18 protein-coding genes are annotated in these 15,811 nt (G+C 62.8%); 8 read left to right on the top strand and 10 right to left on the bottom strand.

The window, feature by feature from the left end; genetic code table 11:
* The first annotated feature begins 65 nt into the window (after nucleotides 1-65).
* On the top strand, nucleotides 66-533 hold the full coding sequence (locus tag CLU90_RS02320; protein WP_034757742.1) for a PACE efflux transporter: 468 nt from the start codon (nucleotides 66-68) through the stop codon (nucleotides 531-533).
* Here CLU90_RS02320 and CLU90_RS02315 read toward each other — a convergent pair.
* On the bottom strand, nucleotides 509-1,390 hold the full coding sequence (locus CLU90_RS02315; protein WP_100427085.1) for a LysR family transcriptional regulator: 882 nt from the start codon (nucleotides 1,388-1,390) through the stop codon (nucleotides 509-511). The two genes, CLU90_RS02320 and CLU90_RS02315, sit on opposite strands and share 25 nt — an antisense overlap.
* Nucleotides 1,391-1,471: 81 nt before the next feature.
* Between CLU90_RS02315 and CLU90_RS02310 the strand changes: the two genes are divergently transcribed.
* A complete protein-coding gene (locus tag CLU90_RS02310; RefSeq protein ID WP_100427084.1) occupies nucleotides 1,472-1,675 on the top strand; it encodes a DUF3460 family protein in 204 nt (67 codons plus the stop codon).
* A gap of 48 nt (nucleotides 1,676-1,723) precedes the next feature.
* On the opposite strand, the gene CLU90_RS02305 is transcribed toward CLU90_RS02310, so the two are convergent.
* Together CLU90_RS02305 and CLU90_RS02300 are read right to left on the bottom strand one after the other, a co-directional pair.
* Nucleotides 1,724-2,473 carry a YcbK family protein gene (locus CLU90_RS02305; protein ID WP_442906653.1) on the bottom strand — a complete coding sequence of 250 codons (750 nt, stop codon included), beginning with the start codon at nucleotides 2,471-2,473 and terminating at the stop codon, nucleotides 1,724-1,726.
* Nucleotides 2,474-2,572: 99 nt separating this feature from the next.
* A complete protein-coding gene (locus tag CLU90_RS02300) occupies nucleotides 2,573-3,409 on the bottom strand; it encodes an EAL domain-containing protein (RefSeq protein WP_092715742.1) in 837 nt (278 codons plus the stop codon).
* A 232-nt stretch (nucleotides 3,410-3,641) separates the two neighbouring features.
* Between CLU90_RS02300 and CLU90_RS02295 the strand changes: the two genes are divergently transcribed.
* Nucleotides 3,642-4,454: a class II glutamine amidotransferase gene (locus tag CLU90_RS02295; RefSeq protein WP_100427082.1), complete on the top strand. Its 813-nt coding sequence runs from the start codon at nucleotides 3,642-3,644 to the stop codon at nucleotides 4,452-4,454.
* A gap of 62 nt (nucleotides 4,455-4,516) precedes the next feature.
* On the opposite strand, the gene CLU90_RS02290 is transcribed toward CLU90_RS02295, so the two are convergent.
* The gene (locus tag CLU90_RS02290) at nucleotides 4,517-5,047 is read right to left on the bottom strand and encodes a GNAT family N-acetyltransferase (RefSeq protein WP_100427081.1); all 531 of its coding nucleotides are present in this window, start codon (nucleotides 5,045-5,047) and stop codon (nucleotides 4,517-4,519) included.
* A 301-nt stretch (nucleotides 5,048-5,348) separates the two neighbouring features.
* On the opposite strand from CLU90_RS02290, the gene CLU90_RS02285 reads away from it, so the two are divergent.
* On the top strand, nucleotides 5,349-6,404 hold the full coding sequence (locus CLU90_RS02285; RefSeq protein ID WP_092715748.1) for a sulfate ABC transporter substrate-binding protein: 1,056 nt from the start codon (nucleotides 5,349-5,351) through the stop codon (nucleotides 6,402-6,404).
* Nucleotides 6,405-6,451: 47 nt separating this feature from the next.
* Here CLU90_RS02285 and CLU90_RS02280 read toward each other — a convergent pair whose 3' ends face one another.
* Nucleotides 6,452-7,420: an IS1595 family transposase gene (locus tag CLU90_RS02280; protein ID WP_100427080.1), complete on the bottom strand. Its 969-nt coding sequence runs from the start codon at nucleotides 7,418-7,420 to the stop codon at nucleotides 6,452-6,454.
* A gap of 108 nt (nucleotides 7,421-7,528) precedes the next feature.
* Nucleotides 7,529-8,014, bottom strand: coding sequence for a hypothetical protein (locus CLU90_RS02275; protein WP_100427079.1), 486 nt, complete (start codon nucleotides 8,012-8,014; stop codon nucleotides 7,529-7,531).
* Nucleotides 8,015-8,187: 173 nt separating this feature from the next.
* Here CLU90_RS02275 and CLU90_RS02270 point away from each other — a divergent pair, with 173 nt between their 5' ends.
* Nucleotides 8,188-8,406: a TOBE domain-containing protein gene (locus CLU90_RS02270; protein ID WP_034757699.1), complete on the top strand. Its 219-nt coding sequence runs from the start codon at nucleotides 8,188-8,190 to the stop codon at nucleotides 8,404-8,406.
* A 23-nt stretch (nucleotides 8,407-8,429) separates the two neighbouring features.
* On the opposite strand, the gene CLU90_RS02265 is transcribed toward CLU90_RS02270, so the two are convergent.
* Together CLU90_RS02265 and CLU90_RS02260 are read right to left on the bottom strand one after the other, a co-directional pair.
* Nucleotides 8,430-9,179: a LytR/AlgR family response regulator transcription factor gene (locus tag CLU90_RS02265; RefSeq protein ID WP_092719603.1), complete on the bottom strand. Its 750-nt coding sequence runs from the start codon at nucleotides 9,177-9,179 to the stop codon at nucleotides 8,430-8,432.
* Entirely contained in the window at nucleotides 9,176-10,453 is a 1,278-nt protein-coding gene (locus CLU90_RS02260) for a sensor histidine kinase (protein WP_100427078.1), read from the bottom strand. The genes CLU90_RS02265 and CLU90_RS02260 overlap by 4 nt, the downstream gene beginning before the upstream one ends.
* A 98-nt stretch (nucleotides 10,454-10,551) precedes the next feature.
* Here CLU90_RS02260 and CLU90_RS29045 point away from each other — a divergent pair, with 98 nt between their 5' ends.
* Nucleotides 10,552-10,725 carry a hypothetical protein gene (locus CLU90_RS29045; protein ID WP_157808710.1) on the top strand — a complete coding sequence of 58 codons (174 nt, stop codon included), beginning with the start codon at nucleotides 10,552-10,554 and terminating at the stop codon, nucleotides 10,723-10,725.
* Between the two features lie 144 nt (nucleotides 10,726-10,869).
* The gene (locus tag CLU90_RS02255; protein ID WP_100429356.1) at nucleotides 10,870-11,748 is read left to right on the top strand and encodes a serine hydrolase; all 879 of its coding nucleotides are present in this window, start codon (nucleotides 10,870-10,872) and stop codon (nucleotides 11,746-11,748) included.
* Between the two features lie 46 nt (nucleotides 11,749-11,794).
* On the opposite strand, the gene CLU90_RS02250 is transcribed toward CLU90_RS02255, so the two are convergent.
* Nucleotides 11,795-12,727, bottom strand: coding sequence for a DMT family transporter (locus tag CLU90_RS02250; protein ID WP_100427077.1), 933 nt, complete (start codon nucleotides 12,725-12,727; stop codon nucleotides 11,795-11,797).
* 109 nt (nucleotides 12,728-12,836) lie between these two features.
* Between CLU90_RS02250 and CLU90_RS02245 the strand changes: the two genes are divergently transcribed.
* Complete coding sequence (locus CLU90_RS02245) at nucleotides 12,837-13,736, top strand: LysR family transcriptional regulator (RefSeq protein WP_092719614.1); 900 nt, start codon at nucleotides 12,837-12,839, stop codon at nucleotides 13,734-13,736.
* 4 nt (nucleotides 13,737-13,740) lie between these two features.
* Here the strand turns inward: CLU90_RS02245 and CLU90_RS02240 are convergent, their stop codons facing one another.
* On the bottom strand, nucleotides 13,741-15,657 hold the full coding sequence (locus CLU90_RS02240) for a methyl-accepting chemotaxis protein (protein WP_100427076.1): 1,917 nt from the start codon (nucleotides 15,655-15,657) through the stop codon (nucleotides 13,741-13,743).
* Between the last annotated feature and the right edge of the window lie 154 nt (nucleotides 15,658-15,811).

The raw sequence follows: 15,811 nt of genomic DNA, 5'->3' as shown, positions 1-15,811 counted from the left end.
TATCGACTTCAAACATCAGCATACCTGACTTAAAATGACCGCCATCTCTTCTTTACAGGCTTTACATGCAAGGCATCAAACGCAAAATCGTCTACGTCACCGCCTTTGAAATCATCGGCATGGCCATTTCCACGGCCTGGCTGACCCTGCTTTCGGGCGAATCGCCCACCAGCACCGGGCCGCTGGCAATCATGATCACCACCATCGCCGTGATCTGGAACCTGCTCTACAACACGGCATTCGAATACTGGGAAATCCGCCAGGTGTCGCGCACGCGCACCGTCTGGCGCCGCATCCTGCATGCGATCGGTTTCCAGATCACCTTGGTCATCTACCTGATCCCGCTGATCGCCTGGTGGCTCGACATCAGCCTGTGGCAAGCGTTCGTGCTCGATTTCGCGCTGATGCTGATCATCCCGTGCTACAGCTTCATCTTCAACTACTTCTTCGACGGCCTGTTCGGCGTGCCCCTGTCGGCGCAGCAGCCGAAGGAAGAGCCAGCGAATGTTCAGGCCGCTTCACTGAGCAACTGAAGAAAGGACCGCGCCGCCATCCCCAGCGGCCGGTCCTTCATCCACACGAGGTGGATGGGCACGACGAGGCCATTGCCCGTATTCTTGAACGCCACGCAGCGCACCCGCCCCGCCGCCAGCGAGTCCTGGATGGCCGAGGCGGCGAAGTTGCCCCAGCCCAGTCCCGCCTCCACCATCGCCAGCGCCATCGGCAAGCTGTCCGTGCGCCAGTAGGACAGCCCTACGACGGGGCGCGCATCGGCCAGGTCGAGTTCGCGGCTGGCCACGATGATCTGGCGCAAATTCACCAATTCCTCGATATACAGGGGCCGGCCCGCCGCGTCGGGCGGATGCTGGGTGGAGATAATGGCCAGCAAGGCATCGCTGCCCACCAGCTGGAACTGTTCCTCGTGATTGATGCGTCCGCCAGCAAAAGCCATGCAGGCGCTGATGCGGCCCCGGTGCAGCATGTCGAGCACGTCGTCCTGCGGCGCCGTCAGCACTTCGATGTCGAGCAGCGGATGGCGCTGCGACAGCGCGCGCACGGCGGCCAGGAAGGGCGTATGGTCGAGCTCGGCCGCGATGCCCAGCGAAATGCGGCTTTCCAATCCCTGCGACAATTCCTGCACGTGCAGGTGCAACTGCTTCAACTGCTCGGCGATCAGGCGCGCGTGCGGAATCAGCGCCATGGCGGCCGGCGTGGGCACGGCTTCGCGCGTGCCCCGGTCGAACAGGGCGATGCCCAGTTCCGCCTCGATATTGGCGATCGCCATGCTGACGGCCGATGGCGCCCGCCGCAAGGCGCGCGCGGCGGCCGAGAACGAACCGCCATCGACGACGGCCAGGAACAGTTCGATGTTATGGCTGGACAGTTTCATGGGAATATGCAAAGTGCGGTGGAAAGTGCGGCACTTTTGCGCGCCAGGGCGGTCAAAAGGGAACATCATGGGAGGACACGCATGCGCCATCGACTACCGTACCGCCGCAGCGGCTATGTCTCCGACTTTACCCGCTTTATCGACGGCTATTTGCAGACGCACCCGGAAGTACTGGAAAACCAGCGCCGCGGCTGGCGCATCTGGTGGGAGCGCCCCGCCAACCTGCACGAACTGGAACTGATCCACGCCGACAGCGTGCCGGAGCCGCCCTACCACTACGATTAGTCAAAAACGCCTGAGCAAACTGTTTTGTCAGGCGTTTTAAGCGTAGGCTTAACCTTTCCAGGTGCGTTGCAATCCCGTGTCTGCGTGAATCCAGCCGCCACGGGGGCCGGAGCGGTAATAAAAGCCCACGCCGCCCTGCTTGAAGCTGCGCACGAGCGAACCGAGCACTTCCGCGTTCAAATTGGCCACGCGGATATCGGCGGCGCGGCCCGAGATGTGCAGCGACTGGCGCGCGGCGGGTACGCCCGCTTCGCGCAGCTTGCCGTTCGATTCGGCCGTGCGGTAGCCCGACAGGATTTCCAGCGGCTGCTCGATGCCGTAGCGGGCCACGAACGCTTGCGTGCCCCACAGGGTTTCCAGCAGTTTCGGATCGATGGGCGCCGTCTTCTTGCCGTTCACGTCGCGCAGCAAGTGGCACAGTTCCTGGTAGGCCGAATCGATGACTTCGCCATCTTTCCAGTACAGCAATTTCGCCTTTTCATTGCTGGCCGGGCGCACCACTTCCAGGGTGCGGGGCTTGAGCCAGAATTCCAGGTCCAGCGCCTGCGCGTCGAAGATGTCGGGCGGCGGTTCCATCTCGGTGATGGCCTGGCGCGACTGCGAGGTGATCGAGCGGTCGACGCTGGCCAGTTGCGTCGGCTGGGGCGGCACGCCCGTGCGCGGCGCGCGCGGCTTGGCGCTGGCCGAAGCCGAGGCGGGAGCGGCCGTGCGAGAAGCGCAGCCGATGAGAGGAGTGGCAACGAGGCCCAGCGCGGCCAGGCCCATACCGTGATGTAGAAAATTTCTGCGCGATGCCATAGTCAGTCCAATTTAACGATGGGAATACTATAGCGTATTGTGCTGCGAAGAAAAACCCTCCATGCCTATCGTACGCGCCTGATTGCCCCGCTTTTTGCGTCAGGCGGCCGCTACGATGGACGCGACGCCCTCTTTCGCCTGCGCGAGTGCCGTCAATGGCTTGTCCAGCAAGTATCCCTGGGCGACGATGGGCAAGCCCGTGGCGGCGCCTATGCGCTGCAGCGCGGCCAAGGCGGCCGGTGTGTCGAGGCGTTTGAAGATGACGCGGATTTTCGCCGCATGGCACACGGTGACGAAACTGGCGACGGCCTGCTCGTCGCTGAGATTGCCCGCGTCCAGCTTGAACGCATGCGGGTGCAAACGCTCCAGCATGCCCGTTGCCTCCTGCACGCTGGCCACGTTGATGGCCAGGCGGAAACCGTTACGCCGGTAATTGTCGGCCACGTAGTTGAGCAGCCAGCCCTGGTTAGGCGTGACCGTCGGCAATTGCAGCACGATGCGCTCGATGGGCAAGCCCAGCGCGTCGAGGATGCGCTGGAAAGCGTGGCCGTGATTGCTGCTGACGGCGCTCAGCAGCCGGTCATGCACGTTCAGGTACAGGTCGGCCTCCTCCGCTTCGCTCTGGCGAAAGAAATTGATCGCATGCAGCATGCGGCACAGCCGGTCCAGCTCCACGGATTCGTCGTCGCTGGCCGCGTGATCGAGCAAGCGCCACAGCGACAAGCCCTCGTCCGCCTTCGACACGCTGCGCGCCAGGCCCTCGAACGCCAGCAGCTTGCCGCTTTCCAGTTCGCGCAGCGGCTGGAAAGCGCTCGTCATGGTGCAATTGAAAAAGCGCCCCAGCGCCCTGCCCTCCCCGTCGAGCCAGACGCTGGTGCCGGCCTGGGTTTGGTGCGACAGGCGGGCCAGGTAATTTTTCAGGACGGGAAATGGCATACGTGCTCCTTCATCGGGCTGCGCCAGCTGCCCTCATGGGGAAGGCGGCGCCAAAGTGTGCAGACTAAGGCAGCGCCAAGCAAAGGAGAACGAATGGTTTCGCCATTTGATATGCGCCCAGCACATAAGCGATGCGACGGCCGGCGCATAACGATACTCGGAAACATTCCTTCCCGCCCCCGGCGCCCGCCTTTACTGTGGGCGTGTACCGATATCATCAGGAAGGGCCGCCATGTGCCAGTTACTCGCAATGAACAGCAGCAAGCCGGCCGCGCTGGGATTTTCCTTCGCCGGCTTTGCCGAACGGGGCGGACGCACGGACGAGCACCGCGACGGCTGGGGCATCGCCTATCATTCCGGTAGCGGCTGCACCCTGCTGACGGATCACCTGGCCGCCATCGATTCGCCGCTGGCGGCCCAGGTACAGCGCCATCCCGTGAAGGCGAAAAACATCGTCGCGCACATCCGCAAAGCCACGCAGGGCAGCATCGCGCCGGAAAACACCCACCCGTTCGCCCGCGAACTGTGGGGCAAGACCTGGTCGTTTGCCCACAATGGCGACTTGAAAACGTGGCGCGCGCCCGCCAACGCGCACTACCGCGCCAGCGGCGACACGGACAGCGAACAGGCGTTCTGCCACCTGCTGGCCAGCCTGCGCGCTCAGTTTCCCGCCGGCGAACCGGCACGCGCCGACTTGCGCGCCGCCATCGCCGAGGTCGCCAGGAACATCGCCGCCCATGGCAGCTTCAATTTCATCCTGTCGAACGGCGAGCTGCTGTTTGCCCACTGCTCCACGCATCTGCACTACGTGATACGCGAATACCCGTTTTCCGTGGCCCAGCTGATCGACTGCGAGCGCAGCATCGACTTTCGCCAGCACAACCACCTTGACGACCGCATCGCCGTCATCGCCACGCATCCGCTGACGCAAAACGAAAACTGGCTGGCGTTCGCACCGGGCGAACTGAAACTGTTTAGCGGCGGCACCTTGCTGCCGTCAAACGATGCTGCGCCGCAAGGCGTGTATATCCAGATCAGTTATTAAGAGAGAGCAAAAGAAGGGAAAGGCCCGCCGCCGGATGGGCGGGCTGAAGTGCAGGACAGGCGTCAGGCCGAATTGCAGTTGCAAAAGCGCTTGCGCTTGGGGTCGCCGCTGGCGATGCCCGCGGGATCAATCTGTTTCCAGCAAAATACCGTTTCCACGCCATAGGGCGAGCGCACATTGCCCGCCTCGACATAACCCTGCTTGACGAAAAAGTCCTGACTCGTTGCCGTGCTGTGCAGCTGCAGGGCCTTGATGCCCCACTCGCGCGCCTGCGCTTCCAGCTGCGCCACCAGCGCCTTGCCGGCGCCGCGGCCTTGCGCCTCGGGCAGCAGGTAGCACAGGGCCAGCTTGCCGGCGCGCGTCAGCAAGCCGACGCCGACGACGGCGCCCGCCTCGACTGCGACCAGCGAAAAATTGGTGGGCGACGCGAACCAGCACGCCACCATCTGCGGTGTTTTATTGCCCAGCCAGGCTTCCAGGATGGCCGGATCGTCCCGATGATCGAGGCTGCAGCATTCGACGATGGAGCGTCGTAATACATTGCACGCCTCGAAAGCGTCGGTCGATGTTGCAATACGAATTTCAAGACTCATGTACGCTCACAAAATATTCCAGTTGCCGATGCAGACGGTTTTACCCCTGTATCGCGCGATTCGACTATACACCAAGCGGCGCAATCGGGTTTTTTGCCGCACGCCACAGACCGGTTCTGCCTATGGCGCGATGCTTGCAGACTAAGTGCTGATGCGCGCCTTGCCCACGAATGTTTCCAAAAATCGATATCTGTTTTTTAGCGTAAACGGGAATCAAATCTAAGCATATTACGAAAAATTCGTTTCTTTTCCGGCCGGAATTTTAGACTATGTCTATCTATTCTCACAACAAGAGTTCAACATGACCCATTCCAACGCCGTATCGACTGCCGCAGCCACGTTCACCCAACGCTCGCGCCGCTGGTTCCTGGCCAGCGCCCTGGCCGCTTCCGCAGCCGCCATGAGCCTGCCGATGACCGTGTCCGCCGCCGAACCCGTGGTCTTGCTGAACGCCTCGTACGACGTGATGCGCGAACTGTTCAAGGATGTGAATCCCGCATTTATTGCTGACTGGAAAGCCAAAACGGGCGAAACCATCACCATCAAGCAGTCGCACGGCGGCTCGAGCAAGCAAGCGCGCTCCGTTGCCGATGGCCTCGAAGCGTCCGTCGTCACCATGAACCAGGCCAATGACATCGACATCCTCGTCGATCGCGGCCTCGTGGTGGCCGACTGGGCCAAGAAATTCCCGAACAACGCAGCGCCGTTTTACTCGACCATGGTGTACCTGGTACGCAAAGGCAACCCGAAACACATCAAGGATTGGGACGATCTGGCCAAGCCCGGCATCAAGGTCATCGTGCCGAACCCGAAAACCTCGGGCAATGGCCGCTACACCTACCTGGCGGCCTGGGGCTATGCCGTGAAAAAAGGCGGCAGCGAAGCGCAGGCGCGCGAACTGGTGAGCAAGCTGTTCAAGAACGTGCCCGTGCTCGACGGCGGCGGTCGCGGCGCCACCACCACCTTCACGCAGCGTGAAATCGGCGACGTGCTGGTGACGTTTGAAAATGAAGTACAACTGGTGCGCGCCGAATTCGGCGACAACTTCGAAGTCGTATATCCAAGCATCTCCATCCTGGCCGAATCGCCGGTGGCCGTCGTCGACAAGGTCGTCGACCGCCGCGGCATCCGCAAGGAAGCCACGGCCTACCTGCAATACCTGTACTCGGAACCTGGCCAGGAACTGGTCGCCAAGCACTATCTGCGTCCCCGTTCGGCCGCAGTGGCCAAGAAATACGCGGCCAGCTTCAAGCCGATCACGCTGTTTACCATCGATGACGTCTTTGGCGGCTGGAAACAAGCGCAAAAGAAACACTTTGACGATGGTGGCGAGTTCGACAAGATTTATCAGAAATAATCTTCGCCACATCAGCAAAAACCGGGACATGTCCCGGTTTTTTTAGGCTATGTCACCGTCAGATGTGGGAATGCGCCCAATGTTGCCTTCAATAACGTTTCGGGTGAGCGGATGCGCCTGGCGTCGAGTATCCAGCGCCACCCCAGGTAGTTCGGCAGATAGCGCGTCGCCACGCCGTGAAACGGGCCCAGCCATTGTCGCAAACGGCTGTGATACGCATTGACGTTCTGCACGTGGGCGGCGCCCTGCACGCAGATGCCGGCGCGCAAGTTGACGGCCTGATGACTGATGCCGGCTTCCCGGGCAAAAGCCCGGTAGGCGGCATGGCCGTCGGTGACCAGCAACACATCCTTGTCGATCATGGGCAACAAACAGTGGTGCAACTGCGCCTTGGTTAGCGCCCCTTTGCCCGTGACGAAATCCAGGGTCTGGCCCGTGCGGTCGCGCGCCACCAGGATGCAGACCTGTTCATTCGATATGCCGCGCTTGTGGGCATGGCCGCCCCGGCGACGGGCAGGACGCGTCATTGTTCTGGCGCCCTTTTCCGATTCCAGCAGATACAGCTCGTCCGCTTCGGCGATGCCGTGCAGGCCGTGCGGCCGGTCCGTCCTTGCCAGCGATAAAAACCGGTGGCGCCAGCGAAACGTGGTGTTGCGGTGCACGCCCAGCTGCAATGCCGCCTTGCGCACGGAATCCGATGCCAGCAGACAATCGGCGTAGTCGAGCCACAGCGCCTTATGGCGCAAGCGGGCCAGCGGCGTGCCGGTGAGCGCATTGAAGGTGCGCCCGCAGGGAACGCAGCGGTAGCGCTGCAAGCCGTGCGCATGGCCGTGCCGGTGCAAGTGGTCTGAATGGCAGGCGGGACAGGCCAATCGCGGCTGGGCCACACTTTCCAGCAGCGCGATGGTCGCGTCGTGTGGAGAGTTGCCATGCAGCAGGGCAATGCCTGCCTGCCGCTGGCGTTGACTCAACCGGGCAAACTGCGCAATCAAGGTGATCCATTCGGCTGGCCGCATGATTGGCTCCCGCAGAGTGAGTATGCAGAGTCAGACACCACGGCCACAGGAAGATTCCGGCGTTTCCCCTACTTGCCGATGACAGAGCCTTTTTTTATGGGGCAAAGGTCATTGCTTCTTCAGCACCAGTTTGAACTGCGGCACCCAGCGCCCGTCCACCAGCATCTCGCTGGCCGCCTCATAGGCATCGCCCGAGGGCGTCCAGCGCACGCGGTAAGTCAAGGTCTTGCCCTTGGCACCCACGTACTCGGTAGCGGGAAAGTCGAGGCCGCCGTCCGCCGGCAGCATCGTGCCACGGCTGTGGCCGCCGCTGTTTTCCAGATACAGGAAGGCGACCTTGTTTGCGGCGGGATCGTGGTAATACGTGGTTTCGCCCACGTAGTCGGGCATGCCGGGGCTGCGCACCGTGTGCACGTCGCGCAGCATCTGGCCGCCATACAGCCACTGGAAACAGTGCTCATCCGTTTGCTTGCCGCCAGGGAACTCGCCCTTCCAGCAATGGCCGGCCAGGAAAGCCATCGGCTGCAGCGCCGCGGGCGGTTCCGCCAGCGCGGCAAATGAGGGCAACAGCAGCAACAAAGGCAATGGACGCATGGCAAACCTCCAGGATGTTGCAGCCAAGTATAGGCGAATAATGTGCTTGCGTCAGCGCTGGCGCACGCTTTGCGCATATCGATATGCGCATCGATTCGTGGTCAAAAGCGTGCGCGCACCGTACTCTGGCCTTGTCGCGCCGCATGGCGTATTACGGGCACAAAGGAAATATCATGGCTATCTCGGAAGTGAATGTACGCAACCAGTTTCGCGGCAAGATCAAGGAAATCATCTTTGGCCCCGTGGTCTCGGAAGTGGACGTGGAAACGCCGCACGGCATCGTCACGTCGGTAATCACCTCGCGTTCGATCAAGGACCTGGACTTGAAAGTGGGCAGCGAAGTCATCGCGCTGGTCAAGTCGACGGAAGTGTCGATCGCCAAGATCCAGTAAGCGCTGGGTGCTTGCCTTGCACGCTAATCGCGAAACAGATACGTAAACGTGCGGCTGACGGGCAGCTTTTCCGTACTGCCGCGCACCAGCACCTGCATGCGCTCGGCGTCGATGCGTTCGGCCGCCTCGATGGCCTTGACGTTGACCATGGTGCCGCGGTGGATTTGCCAGAACTGTTCCGGATCGAGGCCGCCCAGCAAATCCTTGAGCGGCGTGCGCACCAGCGCTTCCGAACCGGCCAGCACGACGCGCGTGTACTTGGTGTCGGCCTGGAAGAACAGCACGTCGTCGATATCGATCAGGCGGATCTGCTTGCCCACGCTGGCCTTGATCCATTTCAACTTGTCGCGCGGCGGCGCCGGCAAGGCGGCGCGCAGCGACTGCAATAGATTGGCCATGTCGGCCGGCTGGGCGCCGAGCTTGTCGCGCAGGCGGGCCAGCGCCCGCTGCAGGCGCTCGGCCTGCACGGGTTTGAGCAGGTAGTCGACAGCGCCCGCGTCGAACGCATCGACGGCGTACTGGTCGTAGGCCGTGACGAACACCACGTGGGCGCGCTTGCCGATGCGCTCGGCCACTTCCAGGCCCGACAGGCCCGGCATGCGGATGTCGAGAAAGACCACGTCCGGCTCATGCTCGAGGAAACCGTCCCAGGCATCGTTGCCGTTTTCCGCCACCAGCACGACGTGCGCTTCGGGCCAGGCTTGCGCCAGCAGCATGAGCAGGCGCTCGCGCATCAGGGGCTCGTCTTCGGCGATCAGGATGGTGGTATTCATGCGGCAAGTTCTTTCAGGCTCGTTTCAATTTTGATAGGCAGCAATATTTCAGCGATCACGCCACCCTCTTCGCCGTCCCGCAGGCTCAGGCTGGCGGACGGATCGGACAGCAACAGCCGGCTGCGCACGTTTTCCAGGCCCAGGCCGCCGCTGGGGGCGCTGCCAGTGCCACTTTCCGGCAAGCCCATGCCCGTGTCCTGTACGCGCAGGCGCAGCATGCCATCGACCCGCAGGGCCGACAGGCGGATCTCGCCGCCGCGCAACGATGGTTCAATACCGTGCTTGATGGCGTTTTCCGCCAGGGTCAGCAAGATCATGCTGGGTATGGTCGCGTTTGCAAACTCGGCCGGCAAATCCAGCACATAGCGCAGGCGCGAACCCATGCGCGCCTGCATCACGCGCAAATACGCGGCCACCATGTCGAACTCGCTTTGCAAGGGCACTTGCTCGCTGCGCATTTCCGCCAGGCTGGCGCGCAGGAAGGCGATCAGGTCGGCCGTCAATGCGGCGGCCCGGCCTGCGCCTTGCGCGCCCTGCTCGGCCAGCTGCTGCACGGCGCCCAGGGTATTGAACAGGAAATGCGGCTCGATCTGCGCGCGCAGCAGGCGCAGCTGCGATTCGCTCAGCTCGCGCGCCAGACGGTCGCGCTCGGCATCCTGCTGCAGTTGCAGGGTCAGCGCCTCGTACTGGCGGTTGCGCCAGATGGCCACCATGGTCATCGGTATCAAATAGACCAGCCCGGCCGTGAGCGCCGCCCAGCCGCCCACGCGCACGCCCCGCTCCAGCGCCAAGCTGAACGGGCTGCTGCCTTCGAGCATTGTACGCGCGACGCCGATGGCGCCACCGACCAGGGCAGGAACCAGTAGCAGCGCCAGCAACTTGCCCTTCGTGCGTGTTGTGCGCTTCTTGCGCGCCAGCTTGCGATAGTTGAACCAGACGCCCAGCACGCCCCAGGCCATCGCCAGCCCAATGCCATTGCTGACGGCCAGCGCTTTGATCCAACCAAGCTTGTCGGGGAACATCAGATGCAACGCGCCGCCAATCATGCTGAACAACAGTATCAGCTTGACCAGCACGACGTAAAAGCCGACGCCACGGTATTTGAGCATAAAAGCATGGAATTGCTGGCGCTCGATGGGCGTCAAGGTGAGTACTCTGGACGCTACCCAGCGCTGCCAACCGCTGGACGCTTGCGCCGCGGTCTCGGGGCTTTGAAGCAGCAACAAGGCTTCGTCATCACGGCGGCGATACCATCCGGCAAATTTTTTCCACATGCTGCGTTCTCCTTGTCGTGTCAATCAGGCATGAACGCAGTCTACGGTGCCCCTGTTGCGGGGTATAGCGCGGGGCGACGAAGCACGAAGCGGCAGGCATGAACGACGAAGCGCGCGGCACCTGCCAGGCCTACGCTGCCAATATTGCTGAAATCATACGAAGTTTCCAAGATGAAATCAATAAATGCGTAACAATTTTCACTACGGCAAGAATAGCCATTTTTATTTGCCAAATTGGCCGCGACACCGCTTGTTGCGGGCTTGCGCCGTAGACATCGCTTGATCTTTAATGGTATTGTTTAAGCTTGGCAAATATTGCCTCCGAGATACACGTCGCGTCCCCGCGCGGCCCCGTTCCGGATTTGCGCGCAGCGCCCACGATGGCGCCCCAAAACTGCTTTCCCACATACAATCCCATGCTCAAAAAAATGTTCGCCGCGGTGCTGATGACGCTTTCGACAGCGGCCATCGCCGTGCCCTTCGGTTCCCAGTCGATACTGGTGGTCGAAGACGGCACAGGCAAAGTCTTGCTTGAAAAAAATTCCAACGTGGTGGTGCCCATCGCCTCGCTGACCAAACTCATGACGGCCATGGTCGTGCTCGACTCCAAGGCCAATATGCAGGAAGAGATCAGCATCGACCGCGAGGATGTCGACACCCTGAAGCACAGCACCTCGCGCGTGCCCGTGGGCGCCACTTTGAGCCGCCACGACGTGCTGCAACTGGCGCTGATGTCGTCCGACAACCGCGCCGCCGCCTCGCTGGCGCGCACCTACCCCGGCGGCCCGACGGCGTTTGCCGTGGCCGTCAACGCCAAGATCAAGGCCCTGGGCATGCACCAGACCGTGATCGAAGAGCCGACCGGCCTGTCGCCGAACAACCAGTCGACGGCGGCCGATCTCGTCAAGATGGCCGTGGCCGCCTCGCGCTACCCGGAAATCAGCCGCATCACCACGGATTCGAAGGACGTCATCCAGATCAAGGGCCGCGACGTGGAATACCACAACACGAACCGCCTGGTGGGCGCCAAGGGCTGGGACATCGGCCTGTCGAAAACGGGCTACACGAATGAAGCGGGCCGCTGCCTGATCATGCGCATCAAGTCGGCCGGCAAGTTCGCCACCATGATCCTGCTCAACGCGCGCGCCAATTCCGTGCGCGCCATGGACGCCGTCAACATCCGCCGCATGCTGGCGGCCGAGAACGGCATCGAAGAGCCGAAGGTGGTGCGCGCTTCCGTCAGCCGACACAAGAAGGCGCCGGCGAAGCCGTCGAAGCGCCGCCGCGCCCGCTAAGCACGGCTGAATGCCGGGGTCAGACCCGACGGGTCTGACCCCGGAACTATTTCGCCTGCCGGTTGGTCATGATGACGCCGGCTATCGTCACCGCCCCGCCCACCAGCATCGAGGCGAGCACCGGCTCGCCCAGCAACACCGCCGCCAGCACAATGCCGAACACGGGCACGAGGTTGTTGAACACGGCCGTGCGCGACGGACCCAGCGCTTTGACGCCCTCGTAATACCAGACAAAGCCGATCACCGTGCCGAACACGCCCAGGTAGCCGATGGCGGCCCACACTTGCCAGCCAAAGCTGTGCCATGGCACGCTCGGGAATTCCACGGCCGCGCCCACCAGCAAAAACGCCAGGCCCCACATCGCCGCATACGTCGTGGCGGCGATCGGACTCAAGCCCTTCAGCGCCACCCGGCCGATCAGGGTGTAGGCGGCCCAGCTGGAAATACCGCAAAACATGAAGATTTCACCGGCGCCGATGCCGCCGCCGTTACCGTGCAGCACGCCGGCAAGGTCGCCGCGCGTGATGACGATGGCCGTGCCGCAGAACGCCAGCATGATGCCCAGCCACTTGAACGATCCGAGCCGTTCGCGGAACAGCATGGCCGAGGCCAGCGCCGTGACGATGGGATTCAGTGCGACAAATAAAGCCGTGCGCCCGGCCGGCATGCGCGACAGGGCCGCCAGGAAACACAGGTTGTACAGAAAGATGCCCGTCAGGCCCAGGGCCGCCGTCGTCATCAGCTGCTTGCGGTCCAGGCGCGGCAAGCCCCCTTCCAGCTTCCACGCCAGCACGACGAGCAGCAGCACGGCCACGCCGAAACGTCCGCTGGCGGCCGTCATCGGCGGCATCTGCTGCGCCAGCACGCGGCCCGCGATAAAGGTGCCGCCCCAGAACAGGGCGACGAAAATCAGTTTCAGGTAGACCAGCGGCGATTGCACGGAAGGCAAGGCGGCGGAAGGTATGGCGGTAGTGCGCATGGAAAGTCCTATGATGTCGCTTGTGCAGCGGATGCTGCAGATATATATTAATACTAATATCAACTCATGAAATAATGAGCGAATACTCATACACCAAAGAAACCACACCATGACCTTCACGCAACTGGAAATTTTTACCCTGGTGGCCGAACTGCACGGCTTTTCCGCCGCCGCCGCGCAGCTGGGCATCAGCCAGTCGGCCGTCTCGCACGCCTTGAAGGCGCTGGAAAAGGAGATGGGCGTGGACCTGATCGTGCGCCACCAGGCCTCGGCCGAGCTGACCGACGTGGGCCGCCAGCTGCTCGTGCGCGCGCGCGAAATCCTCGGCCTGTCGGAAGCCATGCGCCAGGAAGCGGCCGACGTGCTGGGCCAGCGCCAGGGCACCCTGCGCATCGGCTCCTTCGGCCCCACGTCGTCCTTGAATCTGCTGCCGGCCATCACGGCGCAATTCCGCCTGCGCTATCCGGGCATCGACTTGCGCATCGACGAAGGCGCCGACCATGAAGTGGTGCAGTGGATACGCGAACGCCGGGTCGACGTGGGCTTCGTCGTGCTGCCCGACGAGCGTTTCGATACGGCGCCGCTGGTGGAAGACCAGATGATGGCGCTGGTGCCGCGCAGCCATGCGCTGTCCGGCGAAACGTCCATCACCCTGGCGCAGCTGTGCGAGGGGCCATTCATCATGTCCGAGGCGGGCTGCGCCTGCCTGATCGAGCCGCTGTTCGCCAACGCGGGCTTGCAGCCGCAGGTGCCGTACCGCATCAGCCAGGTGATCACCATCCTCGACATGGTCAGCCGCGGCGACGGCCTGTCCATCGTGGCCGAACTGGCCCTGCCGCAGCGGCTGCGCGAACAGTATCCGGAACTGGTCGCCCTGCCCCTGAATCCGCCCGTCAGCCGCAAGGTGGGCCTGGCCGTGCGCGACCGGCGCCAGAACACGCCGGCCACGAATGCTTTTTTCGAGGTGGCGAAACAGATGGCGCCGACCCTGGCGCCCCGCCGCGCTTGAAGGTTTAAAACGTCTCCCACTCCTCGCTGCGTTCGGCCTTAACGGCGGGCGCCGGTGCCGGCCGGCTGGCGAGGCGCGGCGCGATGGCGGCGCGCACCGGTTTGACAAGCGCCGGCGCCGGCCCGTCATCGAGCTTGAACACGCCCACCACCTGCGCCAGGGTACTGGCCTGGTCCTGCAGGCTTTCGGCGGCGGCCGCCGCCTCTTCCACCAGGGCCGCGTTCTGCTGCGTCACCTGGTCCATCTGCGCAATCGCCTGGTTCACCTGTTCGATGCCGGAACTCTGCTCGACGCTGGCGGCCGTGATCTCGCCCATGATGTCGGTGACGCGGCGCACGCTGTCGACGATTTCCTGCATCGTCGCGCCAGCCTCGTCGACGAGGCGCGCGCCAGAATCGACCTTGCCCACCGAATCGTCGATCAGCAGCTTGATTTCCTTGGCCGCCCCTGCGGAACGCTGGGCCAGGCTGCGCACTTCCGTCGCCACCACGGCAAAGCCCCGTCCCTGTTCGCCCGCGCGCGCCGCTTCCACGGCCGCATTGAGCGCCAGGATATTCGTCTGGAAGGCGATGCCGTCGATGACGCTGATGATGTCGACGATCTTCTTCGACGAGTCGTTGATCGACGCCATGGTGTCGACCACCTGCGCCACCACGTGACCGCCCTTGCTGGCCACGCTGGAAGCCGAAACGGCCATCTGGTTGGCCTGGCGGGCATTGTCGGCATTCTGTTTCACCGTGCTGGTCAGCTCCTCCATCGAGGCGGCCGTCTCTTCCAGCGAACTGGCTTGCTGCTCCGTGCGCGACGACAGGTCCTGGTTGCCGGCGGCGATTTCCGACGACGATACTTTCACCGATTCGCTGGCCGTGCGGATTTTCACGAGCACGGCGGCAATCTTGTCGATGAAGCGGTTGAAGGCGCCGGCGATCTGCGCCAGTTCGTCCACGCCGGAAGCGTCGAGCCGGCGCGTCAGATCGCCCTCGCCCGAGGCGATGTCGTCGAGCGCGTCGCGCACCAGTTCCAGGCGCTTGAGCATCTTGAACACCAGCAGCGACAGCAGCGCCGCCGCCAGCCCCGTCAGCAGCGCGGCCGTGACGGCGGCCGTCGTCAGCATCGTCTGCAAGGCTTGCATGGCTTCCTGCTGGTCGAGCACCACGGCCAGCAGCCAGTCGGTGCCGGCCACGCGCGTGACGTACAGCTTGCCGTCGCGATCATTCAGGCGCACGGCCTCGCTCGTGCGCGTGCTTTCCAGGCGGTTGACCTGCGCGGCCGACAGCGCCGCATCGAGTTTCGCCACCGGCTGCAGGCTCAGGTCCTTGTTGGCATGGGCGATGATGGTGCCGCTCTGGTCGACGAGGAAGGCAAAGCTGTGCGGCGTCGGCTTGATCGCCACCACGTTGGCAATCACCGTATCGAGCAGCACGTCCGCGCCCGCCACGCCGACCAGCGCCTCTTTCGGCCCGACGGGCGCCGTGAACGACACCACGAGCTTGTGGCTGGCCGCATCCACGTACGGCGGCGTGAGCATCGGCACGCCCGCCTTGACCGTATCCGTGTACCAGGCGCGCGCCGTGGGATCGAAATCGGCCGGGCGGCCCGGATGGGTAAACACGGAGCGCTTGTCCGCGTAGCCGATGAACACTTCCGAAAAATCGCCGGCCTTTTCCGCGATCTGGAAGGCGCGCAGCGGATCGGGCGTCTCGGCCGACATGACGACGGACGCCATGACCTTTTTCTTGCCATCGACCCATTGCGCCAGCACGGCCGACTGGCTGTGCAGCAGCTGCTGCATCTGCTGGTCCGACGACGCCAGCATGCTGCTGCGCGTGGTGACGTAATTGGCGACCGACAAGGCCAGCATGGACAGGACGACGATGGCCACGCAGATGAGCACCAGCCGCGTGCGAAGGGAAGACAACATGATGGACTCCTCGTTTCGATTTTAGTGGCAAGAAATAGTGGCAAGAAACAATGCTCTGCACTACTTTCTCTATGAAAGCATTTTCACACAAAAATCGGAACAATTATCATCAATATTCGGAATACAACACATATATTTCCGTGCAGAAACCTAC

Source organism: Janthinobacterium sp. 67, assembly GCF_002797895.1.
Classification (GTDB): domain Bacteria; phylum Pseudomonadota; class Gammaproteobacteria; order Burkholderiales; family Burkholderiaceae_D; genus Janthinobacterium.
Note: the sequence above shows the minus strand (reverse complement) of the source record. Positions and strands in the feature narration are given on the sequence as shown.

Bases quoted from the DNA above. Each gene is read 5' to 3' on its own strand.
- CLU90_RS02320 (WP_034757742.1), top strand. From the start codon at position 66: ATGCAAGGCATCAAACGCAAAATCGTCTACGTCACCGCCTTTGAAATC.
- CLU90_RS02315 (WP_100427085.1), bottom strand. From the start codon at position 1,390: ATGAAACTGTCCAGCCATAACATCGAACTGTTCCTGGCCGTCGTCGAT.
- CLU90_RS02310 (WP_100427084.1), top strand. From the start codon at position 1,472: ATGCGCCATCGACTACCGTACCGCCGCAGCGGCTATGTCTCCGACTTT.
- CLU90_RS02305 (WP_442906653.1), bottom strand. From the start codon at position 2,473: ATGGCATCGCGCAGAAATTTTCTACATCACGGTATGGGCCTGGCCGCG.
- CLU90_RS02300 (WP_092715742.1), bottom strand. From the start codon at position 3,409: ATGCCATTTCCCGTCCTGAAAAATTACCTGGCCCGCCTGTCGCACCAA.
- CLU90_RS02295 (WP_100427082.1), top strand. From the start codon at position 3,642: ATGTGCCAGTTACTCGCAATGAACAGCAGCAAGCCGGCCGCGCTGGGA.
- CLU90_RS02290 (WP_100427081.1), bottom strand. From the start codon at position 5,047: ATGAGTCTTGAAATTCGTATTGCAACATCGACCGACGCTTTCGAGGCG.
- CLU90_RS02285 (WP_092715748.1), top strand. From the start codon at position 5,349: ATGACCCATTCCAACGCCGTATCGACTGCCGCAGCCACGTTCACCCAA.
- CLU90_RS02280 (WP_100427080.1), bottom strand. From the start codon at position 7,420: ATGCGGCCAGCCGAATGGATCACCTTGATTGCGCAGTTTGCCCGGTTG.
- CLU90_RS02275 (WP_100427079.1), bottom strand. From the start codon at position 8,014: ATGCGTCCATTGCCTTTGTTGCTGCTGTTGCCCTCATTTGCCGCGCTG.
- CLU90_RS02270 (WP_034757699.1), top strand. From the start codon at position 8,188: ATGGCTATCTCGGAAGTGAATGTACGCAACCAGTTTCGCGGCAAGATC.
- CLU90_RS02265 (WP_092719603.1), bottom strand. From the start codon at position 9,179: ATGAATACCACCATCCTGATCGCCGAAGACGAGCCCCTGATGCGCGAG.
- CLU90_RS02260 (WP_100427078.1), bottom strand. From the start codon at position 10,453: ATGTGGAAAAAATTTGCCGGATGGTATCGCCGCCGTGATGACGAAGCC.
- CLU90_RS29045 (WP_157808710.1), top strand. From the start codon at position 10,552: ATGAACGACGAAGCGCGCGGCACCTGCCAGGCCTACGCTGCCAATATT.
- CLU90_RS02255 (WP_100429356.1), top strand. From the start codon at position 10,870: ATGCTCAAAAAAATGTTCGCCGCGGTGCTGATGACGCTTTCGACAGCG.
- CLU90_RS02250 (WP_100427077.1), bottom strand. From the start codon at position 12,727: ATGCGCACTACCGCCATACCTTCCGCCGCCTTGCCTTCCGTGCAATCG.
- CLU90_RS02245 (WP_092719614.1), top strand. From the start codon at position 12,837: ATGACCTTCACGCAACTGGAAATTTTTACCCTGGTGGCCGAACTGCAC.
- CLU90_RS02240 (WP_100427076.1), bottom strand. From the start codon at position 15,657: ATGTTGTCTTCCCTTCGCACGCGGCTGGTGCTCATCTGCGTGGCCATC.